General features: G+C 70.3%; 19 protein-coding genes. 6 read left to right on the plus strand and 13 right to left on the minus strand.

What is annotated here, in order from left to right; all coding sequences use genetic code 11:
* Positions 1–11: 11 nt before the first annotated feature.
* Positions 12–1,247 (minus strand): oxygenase MpaB family protein, encoded by a 1,236-nt coding sequence (locus AB0I66_RS36415; RefSeq protein ID WP_363212326.1) that lies wholly within the window; start codon positions 1,245–1,247, stop codon positions 12–14.
* A gap of 145 nt (positions 1,248–1,392) precedes the next feature.
* Between AB0I66_RS36415 and AB0I66_RS36420 the strand changes: the two genes are divergently transcribed.
* On the plus strand, positions 1,393–2,097 hold the full coding sequence (locus AB0I66_RS36420; protein ID WP_363212327.1) for a TetR/AcrR family transcriptional regulator: 705 nt from the start codon (positions 1,393–1,395) through the stop codon (positions 2,095–2,097).
* A 17-nt stretch (positions 2,098–2,114) separates the two neighbouring features.
* Here the strand turns inward: AB0I66_RS36420 and AB0I66_RS36425 are convergent, their stop codons facing one another.
* Entirely contained in the window at positions 2,115–2,270 is a 156-nt protein-coding gene (locus AB0I66_RS36425) for a hypothetical protein (protein WP_363212328.1), read from the minus strand.
* Between the two features lie 238 nt (positions 2,271–2,508).
* On the opposite strand from AB0I66_RS36425, the gene AB0I66_RS36430 reads away from it, so the two are divergent.
* Positions 2,509–2,979, plus strand: a complete 471-nt coding sequence (locus tag AB0I66_RS36430) for an NUDIX domain-containing protein (RefSeq protein WP_363212329.1) — start codon at positions 2,509–2,511, stop codon at positions 2,977–2,979.
* 169 nt (positions 2,980–3,148) lie between these two features.
* Complete coding sequence (locus tag AB0I66_RS36435; protein ID WP_363212330.1) at positions 3,149–3,868, plus strand: alpha/beta hydrolase; 720 nt, start codon at positions 3,149–3,151, stop codon at positions 3,866–3,868.
* Between the two features lie 63 nt (positions 3,869–3,931).
* On the opposite strand, the gene AB0I66_RS36440 is transcribed toward AB0I66_RS36435, so the two are convergent.
* Positions 3,932–4,177, minus strand: coding sequence for a hypothetical protein (locus AB0I66_RS36440; protein ID WP_363212331.1), 246 nt, complete (start codon positions 4,175–4,177; stop codon positions 3,932–3,934).
* Positions 4,178–4,313: 136 nt separating this feature from the next.
* On the opposite strand from AB0I66_RS36440, the gene AB0I66_RS36445 reads away from it, so the two are divergent.
* Positions 4,314–4,856, plus strand: a complete 543-nt coding sequence (locus AB0I66_RS36445) for a hypothetical protein (RefSeq protein ID WP_363212332.1) — start codon at positions 4,314–4,316, stop codon at positions 4,854–4,856.
* Between the two features lie 27 nt (positions 4,857–4,883).
* Here AB0I66_RS36445 and AB0I66_RS36450 read toward each other — a convergent pair whose 3' ends face one another.
* A complete protein-coding gene (locus tag AB0I66_RS36450; RefSeq protein ID WP_363212333.1) occupies positions 4,884–5,663 on the minus strand; it encodes an inositol monophosphatase in 780 nt (259 codons plus the stop codon).
* Between the two features lie 53 nt (positions 5,664–5,716).
* On the opposite strand from AB0I66_RS36450, the gene AB0I66_RS36455 reads away from it, so the two are divergent.
* Positions 5,717–6,607, plus strand: a complete 891-nt coding sequence (locus AB0I66_RS36455) for a LysR substrate-binding domain-containing protein (protein ID WP_363212334.1) — start codon at positions 5,717–5,719, stop codon at positions 6,605–6,607.
* A 42-nt stretch (positions 6,608–6,649) separates the two neighbouring features.
* On the opposite strand, the gene AB0I66_RS36460 is transcribed toward AB0I66_RS36455, so the two are convergent.
* Positions 6,650–7,258, minus strand: coding sequence for an NAD(P)-binding oxidoreductase (locus tag AB0I66_RS36460; RefSeq protein ID WP_363212335.1), 609 nt, complete (start codon positions 7,256–7,258; stop codon positions 6,650–6,652).
* Positions 7,259–7,546: 288 nt separating this feature from the next.
* On the opposite strand from AB0I66_RS36460, the gene AB0I66_RS36465 reads away from it, so the two are divergent.
* Positions 7,547–7,840: a DUF1330 domain-containing protein gene (locus AB0I66_RS36465; protein WP_363212336.1), complete on the plus strand. Its 294-nt coding sequence runs from the start codon at positions 7,547–7,549 to the stop codon at positions 7,838–7,840.
* A gap of 127 nt (positions 7,841–7,967) precedes the next feature.
* On the opposite strand, the gene AB0I66_RS36470 is transcribed toward AB0I66_RS36465, so the two are convergent.
* The 8 genes from AB0I66_RS36470 to AB0I66_RS36505 form a co-directional block, all read right to left on the minus strand.
* On the minus strand, positions 7,968–9,233 hold the full coding sequence (locus tag AB0I66_RS36470) for a zinc ribbon domain-containing protein (RefSeq protein WP_363212337.1): 1,266 nt from the start codon (positions 9,231–9,233) through the stop codon (positions 7,968–7,970).
* Positions 9,230–9,811 carry a phage tail protein gene (locus AB0I66_RS36475; RefSeq protein ID WP_363212338.1) on the minus strand — a complete coding sequence of 194 codons (582 nt, stop codon included), beginning with the start codon at positions 9,809–9,811 and terminating at the stop codon, positions 9,230–9,232. Before AB0I66_RS36475 ends, AB0I66_RS36470 begins: the two co-directional genes overlap by 4 nt.
* A gap of 43 nt (positions 9,812–9,854) precedes the next feature.
* On the minus strand, positions 9,855–11,813 hold the full coding sequence (locus tag AB0I66_RS36480; RefSeq protein WP_363212339.1) for a putative baseplate assembly protein: 1,959 nt from the start codon (positions 11,811–11,813) through the stop codon (positions 9,855–9,857).
* Positions 11,813–12,265: a GPW/gp25 family protein gene (locus AB0I66_RS36485; RefSeq protein WP_363212340.1), complete on the minus strand. Its 453-nt coding sequence runs from the start codon at positions 12,263–12,265 to the stop codon at positions 11,813–11,815. Before AB0I66_RS36485 ends, AB0I66_RS36480 begins: the two co-directional genes overlap by 1 nt.
* Positions 12,266–12,335: 70 nt before the next feature.
* Positions 12,336–14,252 (minus strand): VgrG-related protein, encoded by a 1,917-nt coding sequence (locus AB0I66_RS36490; RefSeq protein ID WP_363212341.1) that lies wholly within the window; start codon positions 14,250–14,252, stop codon positions 12,336–12,338.
* Positions 14,252–14,971 (minus strand): LysM peptidoglycan-binding domain-containing protein, encoded by a 720-nt coding sequence (locus tag AB0I66_RS36495; RefSeq protein ID WP_363212342.1) that lies wholly within the window; start codon positions 14,969–14,971, stop codon positions 14,252–14,254. The genes AB0I66_RS36490 and AB0I66_RS36495 overlap by 1 nt, the downstream gene beginning before the upstream one ends.
* Positions 14,972–15,044: 73 nt before the next feature.
* On the minus strand, positions 15,045–15,467 hold the full coding sequence (locus AB0I66_RS36500; RefSeq protein WP_363212343.1) for a phage tail protein: 423 nt from the start codon (positions 15,465–15,467) through the stop codon (positions 15,045–15,047).
* Between the two features lie 69 nt (positions 15,468–15,536).
* Entirely contained in the window at positions 15,537–15,734 is a 198-nt protein-coding gene (locus AB0I66_RS36505; RefSeq protein WP_363212344.1) for a hypothetical protein, read from the minus strand.
* Positions 15,735–17,520 lie beyond the last annotated feature (1,786 nt).

A 17,520-nucleotide genomic window follows, 5' to 3' on the forward strand; every position in this document is an offset into this window, starting at 1 on the left:
GCACTCCTCCTTCAGCTGGTGCCCGGCCGGTTGGTGTCGGGGATCTCGATGTGGGTGCCCTTGCCCTTGGTTAGGTAGAAGAGGATGTACTGGCGGGCCGCTTCGTCGAGCGTCCAGGCGAGCGGCGGCACCAGCGGCAAGGGGATGAGTTTTTCGCGGAAGGCCACCAGCTTCGGCCAGATGCTTTCCAGGACGCCGTCCCAGAACGGCTCCTTGGGGATGCCGTCCATGTCGGCGACCCGGTCACCGACCAGGTACCGGCCGAGCGCGTTGCACAAAGGCCGGTCGATGCCGCCGGGGCTGGTCTGCTCGGCGAGCTGGCCCAGCAGGATGTCGGTCAGTTCGACTCCTTCCCTGGTGGAGGTCAGGATCGGGTCGAGGACCTGTTTGGACTGCGAGTTGGCCGCCTCCCAGCTGGCCGGGATGTACTCGTCCCGGACGCCGAGCATGTGCACGGTCACCTGCCACACATGCAGATAGGCACCGGCGTCGGCGGAGCTGACCGGGACCTTCCACTCGAGGAGCTTCTGCATGGCGTAGGTGGCCAGGCTGTGCCAGGTGACCAGAATGTCGGCCTGGCTGATGGGGATCTTCTGGCCGCCGCTGTTTCGCACCCAGGCCGGGGACTGCGGCAGCAGATGGCGCACGGCCGCATGCACCATGCGGGTCTTGACGGCGTGCACGATGACGTCGCCGTCGGGCCGGTAGGCGTTCAGGTCCCCGATGGCGAAGCCGAGCAGGCTCGTCTTGGCGACGCGGTCCTCCATGTCGGCGCCGCCCTTGGAGTAGTAGACCGAGCGCGCCTCCCTGGGGATGGCGGTGCTCAGCATGCCGCCGCCCACTCCGTTGAGCAGATTGAGGTAGAAGCCGCGGGACTTGTTGAACGCGGCCGCCCGCTCCAGCTTGTCCCGGTCCGCCCACGAGGGCAGTTGCCGCGCCTTCTCCATGAACTCCCGTACGTCTGCCGGGAGTCCGGCCGGTGGCGCCTGGTCGTTGCGGGTCCAGGTGCGCAGCAGTTCATTGACCTTGGGCACGTCGCCGCGGTCGATCACGGAGGCGAGCAGCTGGTCGGCCTCCTCGTCCCACACCCACTCGGGGTCAACTCCCGCGCCCGCGCCCGCGATCGAATTGCTCGGGGCCCATGTCCACAACGACCTCGCGCTGGCCGGTGAGGCCGCTCCCAGCGCCCCGACGGCCCCCAGGGCACCACCCGCCGTCAACATCTTGCGTCTACTGAGTCCGTCCATTGCTCTGAACTCCTCCGTGAGTCCGGCAGCTCTGTGGTTCCGCAGTTCGCTTGGTACGATGAAACGCATTCAGCATCTCTGTATCAACAGGGGAGCACAGACGAGACTTGAACGCCAGAGGCCGCACGCAATCAGGGAGGCAGTAGTGGAACCTGTCCTGCCGGACCTCACCGGGCCCGCGCTCGGCTCCCCGTCGGTGCTGGAACTCGCCTTCAGCGACGCCACCGACGGGGCCTACGGCGCCGATGGGTCCGATCCGGACGACGACGTGTCCGTGCGGCTGCTCGACGCCGCGTACGAGCAGTTCTGCCGCATGGGGATCAAGCGCTCCACCATGGCGGACGTGGCACGCCTTGCGGGGGTCTCCCGCATCACCGTCTACCGTCGTTTCGCCACCAAGGAAACGCTGGTCGAGCACGTCGTACGCCGTGAATTCCGGCGCTACTTCGACCAGTTCACCCGCGAGATCCAGAACGCCGAGACCGTCTCCGACCGAGTCGTCCTGGGCTTCGTCAGTTCCCTGCGCGCCATCCGCCACAACCGTCTCATCGGCGGGCTCATGGCCGTCGAACCCGACGCCGTCACGCTGTCGACGGCCGGCGACGGCGGCCGCACCCTCTCCGTGGTGCAGCAGTTCGTCGCGGAACGGCTCCGCCAGGAGCAGCGGGCCGGTCAGGTCTCGGGCGAAGTGGATGTCGATGTCGTGGCCGAGGTGATGGTCCGCGTCTCGGCTTCGTTCCTCGTCATCCCCAGCCAGGTCATCGACGTCGATGACGACGAGCGGATGCGAGCGGTGGCCCGGCAGTTCCTCGTCCCCATGCTCGGACCACCACGGTCCGCTCACTCGTAGGGTTCGCCTGCGAGGCCCTACGGGATCTCTCGCCAGACCCCCGCCACCAACGCGACGATCACCGTCGCCGCCCACAGCGTCGGCACCACGGTCCGCCGCAGCCGACGTAGCCACACCCAGATGCCGCCCATCGCGCTTCCCGCGCCCTGAGGCTGTCGTCGCTCGGCATTCAAGGCGATTCTCCGCATCTCCACACACCACACGCACGCAGCAGTACCGCGCGGCGGAGAATCGAGCCCGTTGGCTGGCGCCACCTTCGCCCTCGCTTCTTGCTCCGAGTCGTTTTTGTCCATGATCAGCTCAACGACGCACGGCGCACCGTGAGATGGCCGCGTCAGTAGGCGAAACAACGCACACGCTTTCGTGTCTCGACACTCCGCTTCCGTTGACGTGGCGCGTAGCGTCAGGGTGGTGGAGACAACTCAACGGCCCGCCGCACGGGTCATCTGCCTGGACGCAGCCCATCGCCTGCTTCTTCTGCGCTGGCGCGATCCGTTCGACGGAACCTGGCTCTGGGAGCCTCCCGGTGGCGGCATCGAGGCTGACGAGACACCGCAGGCGGCGGCACGGCGTGAGCTGGCAGAGGAGACCGGCCTTGACCCGGCGGCCGTCCTGGACCGTTCCGTGCCCGTGGACCGCGATGTGCGGTGGAACGGCAAGCGGTACACCGGCACGGAACTCTTCTTCGTCGCTCAGTTCGCCGAGAACCGGCCACCGCTGGTGCGCACCGGTCTGCTCCCGGACGAGCAGGCCAGCCTGGACACCCACATCTGGATCGCGTGGACGGATCTGGGCTCGCTGCCTGACCCCGTCGAGCCGCCGCAGCTGCTGACCGTACTCGCGGCCTTGGCGCCGGATGGCCCGTGGCGTGAGCGCCAATAATCCGTTGGCGGACCAGGGCCACCCCCTGCTACCTTTTCGGCGGCCGTGCGAGAGAACGAGGAGGTGGTACCCGTGAACGCAGAATCGACATGGGTGCTCCCCTCCGGGGTCACGGTCGGGCGATAGGTCGTCCGGGAGCGCCGTTCGCGAGCTCCCGAAAGGCACGACCATGCACTTCATTTCCGAGCAGCGCCTCGACGACGGCGTACTCGAACGCGAATTCACACTCGGCGAGATCCCCGGCACCCTGTGGACTCCGGCTTCCGCTCCCGCCCCGCTGGTCCTGATGGCCCACAACAACGGCCTGCCCAAGCGTGACGCCCGGCTCGTGGCCCGAGCCCGGCACACCGCGGCGCACGGCTACGCGGTGGCCACCATCGACGCCGCCGGGTGCGGCGACCGACCCCGTTCCGCCGCCGACGAACAGGTCCGCACCGACCTTCGCCGGGCGATGCAGGCCGGAGAGCCGGTCGACGACATCTTCGAGTCGCTCATCGGCCCGCTGGTCGCGAAGGCGGCCCCGGAATGGCAGACCACTTTGGATGCCCTCCTTTCGCTGCCCGAGATCGACGGGCCGGTCGGGTACTCGGGGTGGACCGCCCTGGGCATCCGGCTCGCGGCGGTCGAGCCGCGCATCGCGGCCGCCGGCTTCTTCGCCGGCGGTTACGTGCCCCACGCCCAGCGCAAGGAGGCCCGGCAGGTCACCATCCCGCTGCTCCTTCTGCTGCAGTGGGACGACGAAGGGAACCCGCGGCAACGGGCCCTGGACCTGTTCGACGCCTTCGGCACCAAAGAGAAGACACTGCACGCCAACCTGGGCGGGCACACCGGCACCCCGTGGTTCGAGGTGGAGGACGGGGGCCGCTTCTTCGACCGGCACCTGAAGTAGGGCGGACCACCGGGCCGACGGCAGACGGTGCACGCCGTCGGCCATGGTGGGCGGCAGCCGGCTTCAGGTTGCCGTTGCCCGCAGCCACTGACGTGCAGCGGCAAGTGTCACCTCAATGTCGTCGCTCCACGAGCAGACTTCCAGCCACGACAGATAGCCGCCTTGCGCGAAGACCAAGACCTCACCAGGGCACTCCCCGGTCTCGGTGACCAACTGCGCTGCGGCCGCCACGACGGTGCCGGGGCGGGTGGACGCTGACTCCACCAAGCTGGTGTCGAGCTCGAAGTAGGCAGGCATGCTCTCGGTCATCGAGTCACCGTATCCGCCGCGCGACTTCGGGTGACGGCGGATCAGTCCCGATGGCCGGCCTGCCGGTAAAACCCCTCGACATATACTCCGCACGATGTGGCGCACGCCATGGCGAACCGAGGGGGACACAACACCCGTGCCTGACTTCGACGACCCGGCGTGGGGCCCGATCCCTGTTCGTCCGGCCCCACTGCGTTGGCTGTTGCTGCTGCCCCTCACTCTCCTGCTGCTGCCGCTGTGGTGGGTGATGTGGCTTCTCCTGGCGGCTCTCTGCTACTGCGCGGCGTCCGTGGCGCAGTTGTTCGTCTACATGGTGCCGCGCGCCGAGAACGGTGCCGTTCGTGTGTTGGATGCCACCCTGGGTCAGGTTCCGTTCGTCCCGCTGTGGTGCGTGACGCCGGTGTCTCTGGTTCGCGAGGGCAACGCGGCGTACTACCGAGCGCGCGTGGACCGGCGCATCGAGAAGCAGACCCGGCGCGTCGAGAACGCCACCGTTCTTGCCGGGTACGACCGCGACCTCGACCTCGGGGCCCACTACTTCCGTGGTGCGGGCGCCAGTTACGTCGTGGGCGTGGCCTCGGAACACAACTGGAGCCTGCACCCACTGCTGCGCTCCCACCCCCGGCGCCGGATCCGCCTGCGCCACAACGGCCGCGCACGCGCAGGCATCGGAACCTGATTTTCCCGCCGGGCCCCTCGACTCCCCTCAGGCAGTGAGGACTTCGAGCGCGGCTGCGTGCACGCCCGGCGCGGCAGCGAGGTAGCTCTTGCTGGCCAGGTCCCACGCCTTGCCCTCCAGGTCGGTCACGACGCCTCCGGCCTCTTGGACCAGCAGCACACCTGCCGCGTGGGACCTGACCTGGTCGAACTGCCAGTGCAAGTCCATGCGCCCCGCCGCGACGTGGGCGAGCTGGCCGGTGACCGGTACGGAGACCTGCACGTACAGGGCGGAGTTCATCATCGCGGCCAAGGCGGTGCCCATCTGGTGGGCGAGTTCGGGGTGGCGTCCCGGCTGGGCCTGGCCGGTCCCGGCCAGGGCGGCGTCCAGCGACGCCTTGGCCGAGACCCGCAGCGGCACACCGTTGAGGAACGCCCCGCCGCCCTCGATCGCCGTGAACATCTCGTCACGGACCGGGAAGTAGAGCACGGCCAGCACCGGGCGGCCGTCACGGACCAGGCTCACGCCGATGTTCCAGTCGGGCATGCCGTGCACGGCGTTGACATTGCCGCCGACCGGGTCGATGAGCCACCACTCGCCCGCGGCCATCGGCCCCGATCCGTGTTCGTCGTTGAGCCATCCCGCGCTCGGCAGGGCCTGGGCCAGTGCCGGGCGCAAGGTGTCGACCACGGCCGCGTCATTGGCCTGGAGGCTCGCGAGGAGTTCGGGGAGCCCCGGCTGACGGGACTCGGTGGAGTAGCGCGTCATCATCCTGGCGCCGGCCCGGCGGACGGCGGCTACGGTGGCGGCAAGCAGTTCCTGGCTCATGGGATGCTCCGGGTTGATCGAAATGGATGTGCTGCTGGCTAGGATTAACTTCCATGCACTTGGACTTGAATCTGCTGACCGTGCTGGACGCCCTGCTCGAAGAGGGCAGCGTCATGGGCGCGGCCGAGCGGCTGCACCTGTCCTCGCCCGCGGTCAGCCGCACCCTCGGCCGGCTTCGCGCCGTCACCGGGGACGACATCTTGGTGCGCACCGGCCACTCGATGACTCCCACCCCGTACGCGGTGTCGGTGCGCGAGGAGGTTCACCGATTGGTGCAGCAGGCGCACGAAGTGCTCTCACCAGTACGCGAGTTGAACCTGGCCGAGCTGGATCGCACCTTCACGATCCAGTGCCACGACGCGGTGGCCGCCTCGCTGGTCCCGGTACTGGTCGGGAGGATTCAGCAGCAGGCTTGTGGGGTGCAGTTGCGGGTGTTGGCCGAGAACGCCGTCGACACCGATGACCTGCGCCATGGCCGGGTCGATCTGGAACTCGGTGGCGACAGGCCCAGCCTGCCGGAGTTCCGTTCCGAGCCCCTCGGCGACGATCGTCTCGTCGTGGCGATGCGTGCGGGCCATCCGTGTGCCGATGGATTCGATCTGGCCGCTTATGCGTCGCAGCCGCATGTGGTGGTGTCCCGGCGTGGCCGGCTGACCGCGCCGATCGATGATGTGCTGGCCGCCGAAGGCCTGCGACGCCGAGTGGTCGCGGCGGTGGCGACGGTGGCCACGGCTCTGCAGATCGCTGCCCGTGGTGACGCGCTGGTCACCTGCACGGCGACGCTCGGCCACCCGCTCATCAAGGCGTTCGGTCTGCTCTCCCGGCCCCTGCCGGTCGAGTCGTCGGCGGCGACGATCCACTGCAACTGGCACCAGCGCTTCGATTCCGACCCCGCCCACGCGTGGCTCCGCGAGCAGGTCCGGGCGTCGCTGAAGGAGATCTGAAGGAGATCACCACCGGCTGATCCGGTCCGCCCTGTTGGTCGCCTACTCCGCCAAGGGCAGGGCCACGGCGCCGTCGAAGCCGGGGGCTTCGGCCTCGTCGAGCATTGCCGCGGCGACAGTTTCGCGGCTGACCTTCGCGCCCAGGTCAAAGGGCGGCCCGGCTTCGAGGCCGACCGTGCGCCGACGGGGGCTCTCCGGCCCGTCAGCGAGCATCCCGGCGTGGAAGACGGTGCCTCCTGCCGCAAGTACGGCGTTGTCGGCTGCGACCTTGTCCGCGAGCCGATCGCCCAGCACCTTGGCGAGGACACTCGCGCCCTCGCCCGCCGCTTCGGCCGATTTACCCGTGCCGTAGGCGCCGAGCCAGATGACGCGCTGAGGGCCGGCGGCGATGACGGCGCGGGCGCCGGTCAGAAGAATCCCGGCCGTGTCCGTGCCGAGTGCGGAGAGCACCACGGAGCTCCCGTCCACGGCGGCGGCGATGCTTGCCGCGTCGTTCACGTCACCCGCCATTTTGCGCAGGTTCGGGGTGTCGGGCAGGGCGATCCGCTCGGGGGTTCGGGCGACGGCGGTCACAGTGTGGCCGCGACGCAACGCCTGCCGGGTGAGGGCCATTCCGGTCCGGCCTGAGGCCGCGAGGACGGTGAGGTTCATGCCAAGAACGTTAGGGAGGCCAGTACTTAACATCAAGTGCAAGTATCTGACGCAGTACATTACCCAGACGCAATCGACACCAGACGAGTGCCGGGCCGTGTCCGGGGGTGGCGGTCAGGTCCGAGATAGTGCGCACGGGCTTTCCGTCCACGCCCGCGGTCACCAACTGGCGAGAAAGCATCGGAGGCTGACCTATCCGCCATGGCCGAGGCCGGCTCGAACGGCAAAGATCGAGGTCTGCGTGTCCCTTCGAAGTCGGACGTGTCCGGCCGAGCACAGGAGGTTTACATGGCCAAGGGCTACTGGGTCAGCGTCTACCCCGCCATTGCCGACCCTGAGGCGCTGAGCGACTACAACGAGCTGGCGGGTCTGGCTGTCCGGGCCGGGGGCGGGCGCGTCCTGTCCAACTTCGGTCGAGTCGTCGCCCACGAGGCCGGAATCACCGAACGCGTCGTGCTGATCGAGTTCGACGACTTTGAACAGGCGGTCGCGGCATACGAGAGCGAGGCATATCAGAAGGCGCTGATGGCCCTCCCCGACGGTTTCAAGCGCGACTTCCGCATCGTCGAAGGCACCGACTGACCGGCGGACTCAGCCATCGCCGGGCAGCAGAAGCGACGCAGACGGTTTCCGGCGACGTCGCGGATTCGACGGAAGCCATCTGCAGTCGGCTGGGGTCGCGGTCAAGCTACCCGGCGGTCTCGATCGCTCAGGTGCGGCTGCCGTTGGAGCGGCCGAAGAGTTCGACCTCGGCGATGGCCACCTGCTTCTTGGCCGACGCCGCGTGGGCCGACTCGACGGTGAAGCGGACCCGGGTGACCTCCCCGACGCGGAAGGAGCGGCGCTGGCCGCCCGGGCCCGGGTCCAGGGTGATGTCGCGGGTCGCGGTGGAGCCGTCCTTCTTGGTGACCGTGGCCTTGATGCGGTGCGGCAGGGCGGACTTGCCGAGTTCGTCGGCACGGATGGAGACGCCCGGCGTGATGATGACGTCCAGCAGGCGGGTCGGCTGGGAGAAGCGCACCTCGAGCCACTCGCCCTGGCCCGATTCCGCGACTCCCGGGCCCCACCAGGTGTTGTTGAGCTTGTCGAAGGCCAGCTTCGCTCCATGGCCGGCGTACGCGTTCGAGGAGCGGATCTCGTCCGGTTCGACGGGGGCGCGCTTGGCGAAGTGGTCGCGCGTGGCCTGGATGCCGTCGGAGAGGTTCACCGCGGCGAAGATGAGCAGCGTCAGGACGATGGCCCAGGTGATCCAGGTGCCGATGTGGTCGAACACGCGGCGCAGCCGGGGGCGTTCGCCCGCCCACGGGGTCTGGTTGCGGCCGGGGCCCATGAGGCGGCGCCACCACGGCAGCGGCGCGGACGGCTGGTCCGGCGTCTGGGCGAGCGGCATCGCGCAGCGGGCGCAGAAGTGCCGGTCGGGGCGGTTCGGGGTGGCGCACCACGGGCAGGGCGGGCCGTTGCCGGCCTGCGGTTGCTGTCCGGGCACACGTACGTGCGGGCGCTCGGCGTCGGGCCGTCCGGGCAGGACCGGGCTGACGGCCGAGGGTGGCGGGGTGGCCGCCTCCGGGTCCGAGACGGGCACGAGGAGGGAACGGACCGTTTCAGGACCCGGGGTGTGCGCGGGCACCACCGGGTCGTTGGGTGTCGTGTCCGTCAAGTCCGGGTTGCTCGGGGCCGATTGGGTGGCGGGCGTGGCCGTGGGCTCGGCGGACGCCGCCCGACGGGGCAGGCCGGAGTCGGTGGCGCGCCGATCGGCGGCCGGGCTCGGCACCGGGCCGCCCCCCGCCGGGGCCGGCCCCGCCACGGAGGGCCCGGCATGGCCCGAGCCGGCACTGGAGCCGCGGGCGTCCGCGGCCGGCGCCGCCCCCGAGCGCGCCCCGGCCGTATCCCAGCTGAGGACGGCGCCGCAGGCGTCGCAGAACGACTGACCGGGTTCCACGCGGGCGTCGCACTCGGTGCAGTTCTGCCTGGTCATGACTCCAGGGTCCTTTCGGTGGCGGTGGTGGTGACGTTGGGGGTGGCGGTGACGGTGACGGAGTAGGGCATGTGTGCGGGGCGGGCGGCGGCGACGAGCGCGTCAAGGCGGTGGGTGTCCGCCGGTGTCGGGTCGGGCAGCCGCAGCGCCACGTGCAAGTGGGGGCGAGGGCTGCCGGGGATGGGGCCGCGGGGGCGCGCGCTCCATGCCGCGCCACCGCTCTCGGTGATCTCCGGTGTGGTGCCGAACGCCAGGCGCACCGCCTCCGACAGCCCCTGGCGCGTGCCGCGGACCCGGTGCAGCGCGGCAGCGGCGGCCACAGCGGTGCGCAGCCGATCCTCGGAATCGATGCCGTCCGTCTCGGCGCCCACCCAGACGCCGAGCCACTGGGCGAAGTCGATCGGGGTGAGCGCGGGGTCGAAGTAGGTGTCCAGGCAGTCGAGGACGTTCAGGATCGGCGCCAGGACCTCGTCGAGGCCCGCGACGAAATGCTGGGCCAGGTCGTCGTCGGCGAAGACGGCCGGGAGCATCATCCCGATGGGCGCGGAGGAGCCCAGGCCGTCGATGGAGCCTCTCATCAGCGGCCGCCCCGCTGTCGTCCCGGATGGCGCACGGTGGTCGTCACGAGGCGTCCCCGATCACCCGTACGCGGTGGTCGAAGGAGAACACCAGGGCGGACGGCTCCAGGTCGATGCGGTCGGTGCGGTCGCCGCGCTTGCCGGTGAGCGGGTCCGCCGGGTGCAGGACTACCTCGTCCACCAGCTCCACCCCGGGCACTCGTTGCAGTACCGCGAAGATCTCGCCCGCCTGGACGGGGCGGCCGAAGGGCCAGCCTCTGCCGTCCGCACCGCCGGTCAGCGGGTCGAGGTGGCGGTAGATGGCGTCGTGGGTGGCACGGCGGACGCGGTCGGTCTCCACGCCGCGGAAGGCGTGCACCGTGGCCACCACGGTGATGCCCTGGTAGAACGGCGGGCCGACGGCGAGCCGGGTGCCGATCAGGCGGCGCTCGTCGAGGTGGCGGGTGATGCGCTCCAACAGGGCGTCGCCGGGGACGAGTTGTTCGAAGCGCAACCGTCCGCCGGGGTCGGCGACGGCCTGCGGGACGACCAGGACGCGTACCGCGTGCGCCCCGTGCTCGTCGGGCTTGCCCTCCAGGCAGGTGATGCGGGCCGTCTCCGGGGCGGCCCGGCGGGCGAGCTCCTCGTAGTCGCGCAATGTCACGGCACGCTCCTGGGCGCGCAGCGTGATGGGCGCGCGGACCTTGGCCTCCTCGACCGTCTCTCCGTCGACACCGCCCCGGGCTGCCTCTCGGTTGACGACCTCGGTGACGTACGGGATGGAGGTGCGCAGCACGCGTATCGCGCCACGGGCCACGTTGCCGGAGCGGCCGCCGCCGATGCGGTAGCGGCGGGCGCGGATGACGGCGCCCTTGGGGGCGACCCCGCCGTACTGGCGCAGGGAGCCGTCGGCCTCGCGTACGGCGGGGCCGAAGGCGATGGCGCCGGTGGTCGCGTCCAGGGTGATGTGCCGGTCGTCCGGGCGGGATTCGGCGAAGTGCGTGACCACCTGCCAGTCCTCCCAGCCGTTGTGCTCGGCGGTCTGCAGGAGCACCGGTGGTTCGTCGCCGACGACGGGCGCGTGGGCGAGCCGCAGCCGCTGGCCGGGCAGCCCGGTGGCCTCGCCGAGCGCCTCGTCGTACACCGTGTCCGCGTGCACGACCGGGGTGGTGCCGCCGATCGTGCAGGCATCGCTGGAGCGCACGGTCGGCGAGGTGGTGTAGAAGGGCTGGTCCGGCAGCGGTTCGGTGACGCGGCAGCGCAGCCAGCCCGCCTCGTGGCCGCCGTTTCGGGACAGGACGTGACCGCCGGGCACGTGCAGGACCACGTCGCCGGGCCGGTTGAGGCCGCCGGTGCCGTCGCTGTGCACCTCGCACGGCTGCCAGCCGTCCGCCGTCCAGGCCTCCCAGACCAGCGGCGGCTGGCGGGGGTCGACGCCCACGCCGTCGACGCGGCTGTCGAGTTCGAGCGCGACCGCGCAGTGCGGGACAGCGGCAGTCAGGCCGAACAGCAGGCAGTCACCGGAGCTCGGGGCCTCGCTGAAGCACAGTACGTCGCTGCCCTCGGCGAGGTCGGCGGTGCGGTCGGTGACGGGCTCGCCGCGGCGCTGCACCATCAGGTGGCGCAGCATGCACGGGACGATGCGCAGGTCGTGCTCGGTGGCGAAGACGACGGCGTCCTCGGTCTCGGTGCGCAGCGTGGTCACCTCGGTGCCGACCGGCACGGCCACCGGCTCGTCGCGGGGCGCGGACAGCCAGAAGGTGACGTCGGTGCGGGCGGCCGACGGCGGGAACAGCGTGATGCCGACCAGGTCGAGGAACGCCAGGTGGTTCTTCTCCGGGACGCGGTTGAGGCGGTAGACGATCTGGTCCGCCATGTGCGCGACCGTCTCGACGAGGGTGACGCCTGGGTCGGAGACGTTGTGGTCGGTCCACTCCGGGGCGCGCTGCTGTATGTAGCGCTTGGCGTCGTCGACGAACTGCTGGAAGCGGCGGTCGTCGAGGTTGGGGCTCTGCAGGGACATCAGCGGTCGCTTTCGGGGAAGGCGCCGGGGCCGTCGGACGTCTCCGCGGCCCCCGGCTCCTCGTGGGAGGGGATGACGTAGAAGGGGAAGACGAGGCTACGCGGGTTGTTCGTGCCGCGGATCGCGTAGCGCACGTCGATGAACAGCACGCTCTGGTCCTCGCCCGCGGTGACCTCGACCTCATGCACCTCGATGCGCGGCTCCCAGCGGTCCAGGCTCAGGTACACCTCGTGCTGGATGCGGCCCGCGGTCTGTTCGTTGACCGGCGCGAACACCAGGTCGTGGATGGCGCAGCCGAACTCCGGGCGCATCGGCCGCTCACCGGGAGCGGTCGCGAGGACCAGCCGGATGGCCTCCTCCACCTCACGCTCTCCGCTGACCAGGGCGATGCCTCCGGTGGGGCCGATGCGCAGCGGGAACGCCCAGCCGGAGCCGACGAACTGTTCGGCCATCAGAGAACCACCGGTCCTTGCTTGGTACGAGCGGGTGAGCGTGTGGGCGGGCGTGCGGGCGTGTGCGTCATCAGAAGGGCAGGGGTTTGCGGTTGACCAGGACCGCGCCGTTCAGCCCGATGTTGGACGAGGTCAGGGCCATCGTGGCGCCGGAGGTGAGCGCCATCGCCCCGACGGTGTTCAACGCGACCCCGCCCGTCGCGACGAGGGACGCCATGCCGGCCGCCCGCACGTTGAAGAAGGAGGTGTTGACGCTGAATCCGCCGCCGCCGGCGTTCATGTTGACGGCGCTCGTGGCCCGGATGCTGAGGATCCCGCCGCTCTGGATGGACACATTGCGTTTGGCGCTCAGCGTGAGGTCCGTCCCCGCCCGGACCGTCACCGAGCGACCGCCCTTGATGGTGACCGCCCCCTTGCTGTCCACGGTGATCTCGGTCTTGGCGCGATCCAGATTGACGGTCAGCTTGTCGTCGCCAGTCGAGACCCGCACGCCCCGATGGGCACCCACCCGCTGGCTGAGCAGGTCGACGCGGTTGCCGGTGCGGTCGGAGATGGTGTGCCGGCTGGCCTGGTTGCGCGCACCGGAGTAAAGCGGCGCCTTGTTCCGGGTCGGCTTGTCCTTGCCGTTGTAGAGGCCGCCGATCACGAAGGGATGGTCGAGCGCGCCCCGGTCGAAGCCGACGAGGACCTCGTCGCCCACGTCCAGCGGGAAGATGCCGCCGCCGCGCTTCCCGCCGAGCTGCACCACGCGCGTCCAGTCGCTGACGTAAGTGTCGTCCAGCCACGGGAACTTCAGCTTCACACGCGCCTGTTCGTCCTTGGTGTCGACGTCCGTGACGACGGCGTTGGCCACGCCGGGAAGCCGCGGCTCGCTCTCCGTGCCGCCCGAGGTGAGCCCGTACAAAGAGCGCCACTGCCGGCCGCTGACAGTCACCCAGGACTCGTAGCGCTGGCCGTTGCCGAACACATGCCGCACGGAGGTCGTCGTGTACTTGCCCTGGAAGGGCCAGCCGACGTCGGCGAGCGCCACGGGCACGCCGGGACGCAGCTTGGGGTTGCCGTGGACGATCACCTCCAGTTCGGAGAACGAGGAGGACACGTCGTCGAAGAGGGCGTCGGCGGCGTGCTTGACCTCGGGCCTCTTGTCGTAGGGCATCGAGGTCTGCACGAGCTTGGTCTTCTTGAAGGCGGCCGCGGCCTTCTTCGGCGAGGAACCAATCGAGTAAACGGGGTTGTTGGCGCGGCGCGACGTCTCCACGATCTCCCGCGCGGTGGCCACGTCATAGCCGCGCACCTCCACCTCGGCCACCTGGTCGGCGGCGGTCACGGAGGTGCGCAGGCGCAAGATGTCGGTCCCGGACTTCAGGACGAGGGGGTTCTTCTCGCTGCGCGCGCTGGTCGGTGAGGGCGCGCCCGAGGAGGGCTTGGGCGAGACGAAGTTGAACTTGCCCTTCGCGTCCAGGGACATCACCATCTTGTTCTCGTCCGCGAGGCGGGCGATGAAGTCCCAGTCGGTGACGTTGGCCTGGCTGATGAACTCGTAGTTTCCCTTGGAGGATTCGATCTTCCCGATGGGCACGCCCGCGAGCCCGGCCAGCTTCTTGACGATCGAGGACGCGGTCTCGTTCGCGTACGCGACCACGCGGCGCCGGCGCAGGAAACGGTGCCCGAGGTCGTAGCCGCGGATGACGGTGAAGGACCCGGTGCCGTCGTAGTCGGCCTCCAGGGCGGTGACCTCGCCGGTCAGGAGCGGCTCGCCGGAGCCCTGCCCGTCGGCCACCGGCGTCAGCACGACCTCGGTGCCGAACTTGACGTTGAGATCCTTCAGGAGCAGGCGGTGCGGGTCGCGGAAGGTGAGCCGGAACGCGGCGGGCACCCCGGCGCCCTGGTCGACCCAGCCGTCGACGAACATCCGGGCGTACTCGTCGGGGAGCTTGGCCCCGCCGAGCTTCACCTTCATGACGCTGGAGAAGGCGACACCGGCCATCAGCGACCCACCTCCTGCGCCGCGGGCAGCACCAGTTCGGTGCCGGCCGTGAGGGCGGAGGGGTCATCGATCCCGTTGGCCTCGGCGATGGCCCGCCACACCGTGGCGTCGCCGTACTCACGCCAGGCCAGCGACTGCAACGAATCGCCTGCCACGACCCGGTGCACGCTCTGCGCGGTGAGCGCGCCGGAGGTCGGGTTCTGCCCCAGCGCGTCACTCGGGATCTCGTGCAGCTGCAACTGGCAGGTGGCCCGGATGGGCACGCCGGAGGTGCCGAAGAGGGTGTACGAGGCGTCGACGGAGGCGACGTAGGCGGTGAAACGGGCCGTCTTGAACGACCCCCACTGGAAGATCACCCACGGCGGCGACGGCTGGTCGGCCTTCTTGCTCTTGGGAGTCACCCCACAGCAGTCGAGGAGCGTCTGCACCTTCTTCAGGACCTGGTTGCTCGTCGGCTTGCCGGAGGAGTCGAGGAAGATCTCCACGCTCATCTGGCGCTGCTCCGAACCCATGAACTCCGGCATCGCGCCGTCCCGGTTGTCGGCCGTCGGTGTCACCGTCCAGTTGGCGCGGCGCCCGATGGTCAGCTGCGCCGGATTGAAGTCGAAGTTGAAGGTCCTGATGAGCCCGCCCGGCGTGGTGCTGGTGCCGACGGGGGGCTCGTGAATGGCGAGGCTGGCGCGCACGAGGCTCTTGCCGGCGCCTTTGCTCTTGGGCATGTGGGTGTCTCCCGCTCCTCTCTCCGGACTCCCGGGTCACACGGACCCCGGGCCCCTTGCTCTGTGCGGACCCTCAGTCCGTGAACCCGTGGTGGGCGATCTCCAGGACCTCCGTGGCGACGGCCGGGCTGCTGGGATCGAGCCGGGGTCCCTGCCAGCTGACGGGGAGCACGTCGATCAGCCCCCAGCGCGCGACCTCGGACCCGTCCGCGCGCAGCGCCGCGATCTCCGCGGTGGGTCGTTTGATGCCCGTCTGCACGGACGAGATCCACTTGGCGACCTTCGTGGTGTCCGGGGTGAGGGGGCGGGTGAGCCGGATGGTGGAGAAGGTGACACGGGACGGCAGTTGCCAGACGAACCCGTTGTTCCCGCCCTCCTGGCGGTGCTCGATCTCCACCTGGGACGAAAGGCCCTCACATCCGTTGAAGAAGCCGAGGCTCTGGCCGTCGATGGAGAGGCTGAACCAGATCGTGGAACCCGGGTCCTGGCGGGGCATCGCGGGTGGGCCTTTCTGTCGTTGCTGCTGTGGCGCGCTGGTCGCGCCGGGACGGTGAACGGGGGCAGGTCAGCGGCGGTCGTCGCGGAGCCTGCCGATGCGTTCGCGGTCCATGCGGAGTTCGGTGCGGACCAGGCGCGTGATGCGGCCGATCATGAGGTGCACGAGTTCGTCGAGCTGGAAGTCCGTGAGGTCCTTCGGGTCGAACGTCCCCTTGGGCACACGGGTGTACGCGGGTGGGGCGGCGGCGGTACCGGCGGAGGTCACCGCCGCGGTGCTCCTGTCGGGCGGGAAGGGCAACGGATCGTCCTCGACCGTCCCCTGCTCCTGCCTGCTCGACCGCCCCTGCTGCTCCTGACCGCCCTGCCGAAGCCGCCCCAGCGTGTTCGCGACGGTGGCCGCGGCGGAGGCGGCCAGCGTCTCGGTGGCCGAACGGGTCGCCGAGCGGAACCCTCGCTGTACGACGGGTGCTGTGCCTGCGGGGGTGGCTGTGCGGGCGATGGGCAGGGGTTGAGCTGCAGTTCCTGGGGATGGTGCCGGGGGCGCGGTGAGGCGGGTTACGGGGAGGGGCCGGGGGGTTGCTTGGGTCTGCGCCGGGGTGTGTGTGAGCGGTGCGTTTTCGCGGGGCGAGGCTGGTGTGGTGGACGGGGTGGCGCGTTGCACTGGGGGGAGCGCGGTCGCGTTGAAGGGGGACGAGTTGGGGTGCGCTGCGGGGGTGTTGGGGACAGCACGCGTCGGCCTCGCGCTGATGGGCAGTGAGGTCTCCGGGATCGCTGTGGCAGTCATGGCGAGCGGGGTGGCCACAGCGGTGCGCTGCACAGGCGGCAGGGTGAGCGTCGCGGACTCCCGCGAAAGGGCAGGTGGGGTCGGCAAGTTGGGGGAAACGGCTCGCTGGACAGGCGGCATCGTCGGGGCCGAGGAGCCCGGCAGGTTGGGAAGCCGGGTCGTGTCGTCCGTGGACGGCGCGGGGTGCGACGACGGAGCGGACATGGCGGGCGGGTGGAACGGGCCGGGTGCAGGGGCCCCTTGTGCCGACGTAGGCACGTGAGTGCGGGAGGGGACGGCCCGCTGAACCGGTGGCGGAGCGGGGCGGTCACCGCCGTGCGATGCGGCGCCGGGACCCTGCCGTGCGGCGTTCGTGAGCGGGACGGCTCCCGGAGGCGGTGCGGTCATCGGTGCACCGAGCGGGGTACGCCCTCGCGGGGCGGGCTTGGTGACGGGAGCCGTGGAGCGCTGGACCGTGCGCTCGGGCGACATGGAGGCCGGGCTCGCAGACGGTTGGGCTGGGGTGGTGGACGCCTCGGGGGTGGCCTCTGTCGGGCTCGGGTGTGTCGCGGACGGTGTGGGCGAAGGCAGGGCGGTTCGTGTCTTCTTGGGCAACGCGTCGGGCGTCACCGGAGCGCCGAGGCCCACACGGGGGGTGTTGCGGTGGGCGCTGCGTTGGACTGCTGAGGAGGCGGCTGCGCTGGACGTCTGTGGGCCGGGGGCGGACACCTCTCGATGAGATGTCGAAGCCGTGGCGGACGAGTTACTTGCGCTGGCCCCTGAAGCAACGGGACGCGAGAGTGAGTTATCGGCCGAGGTACGCGTGTCAGGTGCCGATGCCGCCGCAAGTGGGGCGGGCGGAGAGGGGCTGTGCGCGGGGGAAGTCGCTCGCTGCACCGTCGACCCCGGATCGGATGTGTGGTTCGGACCCATCGACTTCGTGGCAGCCGATGCGGAGGTACTAGACGTTGCGGCGGGCGACGGCGCGGCGGCCGAGGTGGTATCCGGCAGAGGCGCGGACGAAGTTGTCGGCCCAGGGGTGGGCGAACCGCTCGTCTCGCGCACGGCCCTGGTACGGGGTGCGGACGCGGCCGACGCACGCTGCACGGGCGCAGGCGCAGGCGATGGACTCGACGCGGGGAACACACCCGGCGCGGGCGCGGGGGACGCGGTCGTCCCAAGGGCGGTCGGACCGCTCGTCTCGCGTACGGCGCGAGCATGGGACGCAGTCGCAGCCGACGCACGCTGCACAGGCACAGGCGGGCGCGCGAGCGACGAACTCGACTCG

The organism is Streptomyces sp. NPDC050439 (assembly GCF_040655335.1).
GTDB lineage: Bacteria > Actinomycetota > Actinomycetes > Streptomycetales > Streptomycetaceae > Streptomyces.

Coding starts and splice junctions, on each gene's coding strand:
- AB0I66_RS36495 (WP_363212342.1), bottom strand. CDS start 14,971: ATGCCCAAGAGCAAAGGCGCCGGCAAGAGCCTCGTGCGCGCCAGCCTC.
- AB0I66_RS36455 (WP_363212334.1), top strand. CDS start 5,717: ATGCACTTGGACTTGAATCTGCTGACCGTGCTGGACGCCCTGCTCGAA.
- AB0I66_RS36470 (WP_363212337.1), bottom strand. CDS start 9,233: ATGACCAGGCAGAACTGCACCGAGTGCGACGCCCGCGTGGAACCCGGT.
- AB0I66_RS36440 (WP_363212331.1), bottom strand. CDS start 4,177: ATGACCGAGAGCATGCCTGCCTACTTCGAGCTCGACACCAGCTTGGTG.
- AB0I66_RS36415 (WP_363212326.1), bottom strand. CDS start 1,247: ATGGACGGACTCAGTAGACGCAAGATGTTGACGGCGGGTGGTGCCCTG.
- AB0I66_RS36485 (WP_363212340.1), bottom strand. CDS start 12,265: ATGGCCGAACAGTTCGTCGGCTCCGGCTGGGCGTTCCCGCTGCGCATC.
- AB0I66_RS36460 (WP_363212335.1), bottom strand. CDS start 7,258: ATGAACCTCACCGTCCTCGCGGCCTCAGGCCGGACCGGAATGGCCCTC.
- AB0I66_RS36500 (WP_363212343.1), bottom strand. CDS start 15,467: ATGCCCCGCCAGGACCCGGGTTCCACGATCTGGTTCAGCCTCTCCATC.
- AB0I66_RS36465 (WP_363212336.1), top strand. CDS start 7,547: ATGGCCAAGGGCTACTGGGTCAGCGTCTACCCCGCCATTGCCGACCCT.
- AB0I66_RS36435 (WP_363212330.1), top strand. CDS start 3,149: ATGCACTTCATTTCCGAGCAGCGCCTCGACGACGGCGTACTCGAACGC.
- AB0I66_RS36450 (WP_363212333.1), bottom strand. CDS start 5,663: ATGAGCCAGGAACTGCTTGCCGCCACCGTAGCCGCCGTCCGCCGGGCC.
- AB0I66_RS36475 (WP_363212338.1), bottom strand. CDS start 9,811: ATGAGAGGCTCCATCGACGGCCTGGGCTCCTCCGCGCCCATCGGGATG.
- AB0I66_RS36480 (WP_363212339.1), bottom strand. CDS start 11,813: ATGTCCCTGCAGAGCCCCAACCTCGACGACCGCCGCTTCCAGCAGTTC.
- AB0I66_RS36490 (WP_363212341.1), bottom strand. CDS start 14,252: ATGGCCGGTGTCGCCTTCTCCAGCGTCATGAAGGTGAAGCTCGGCGGG.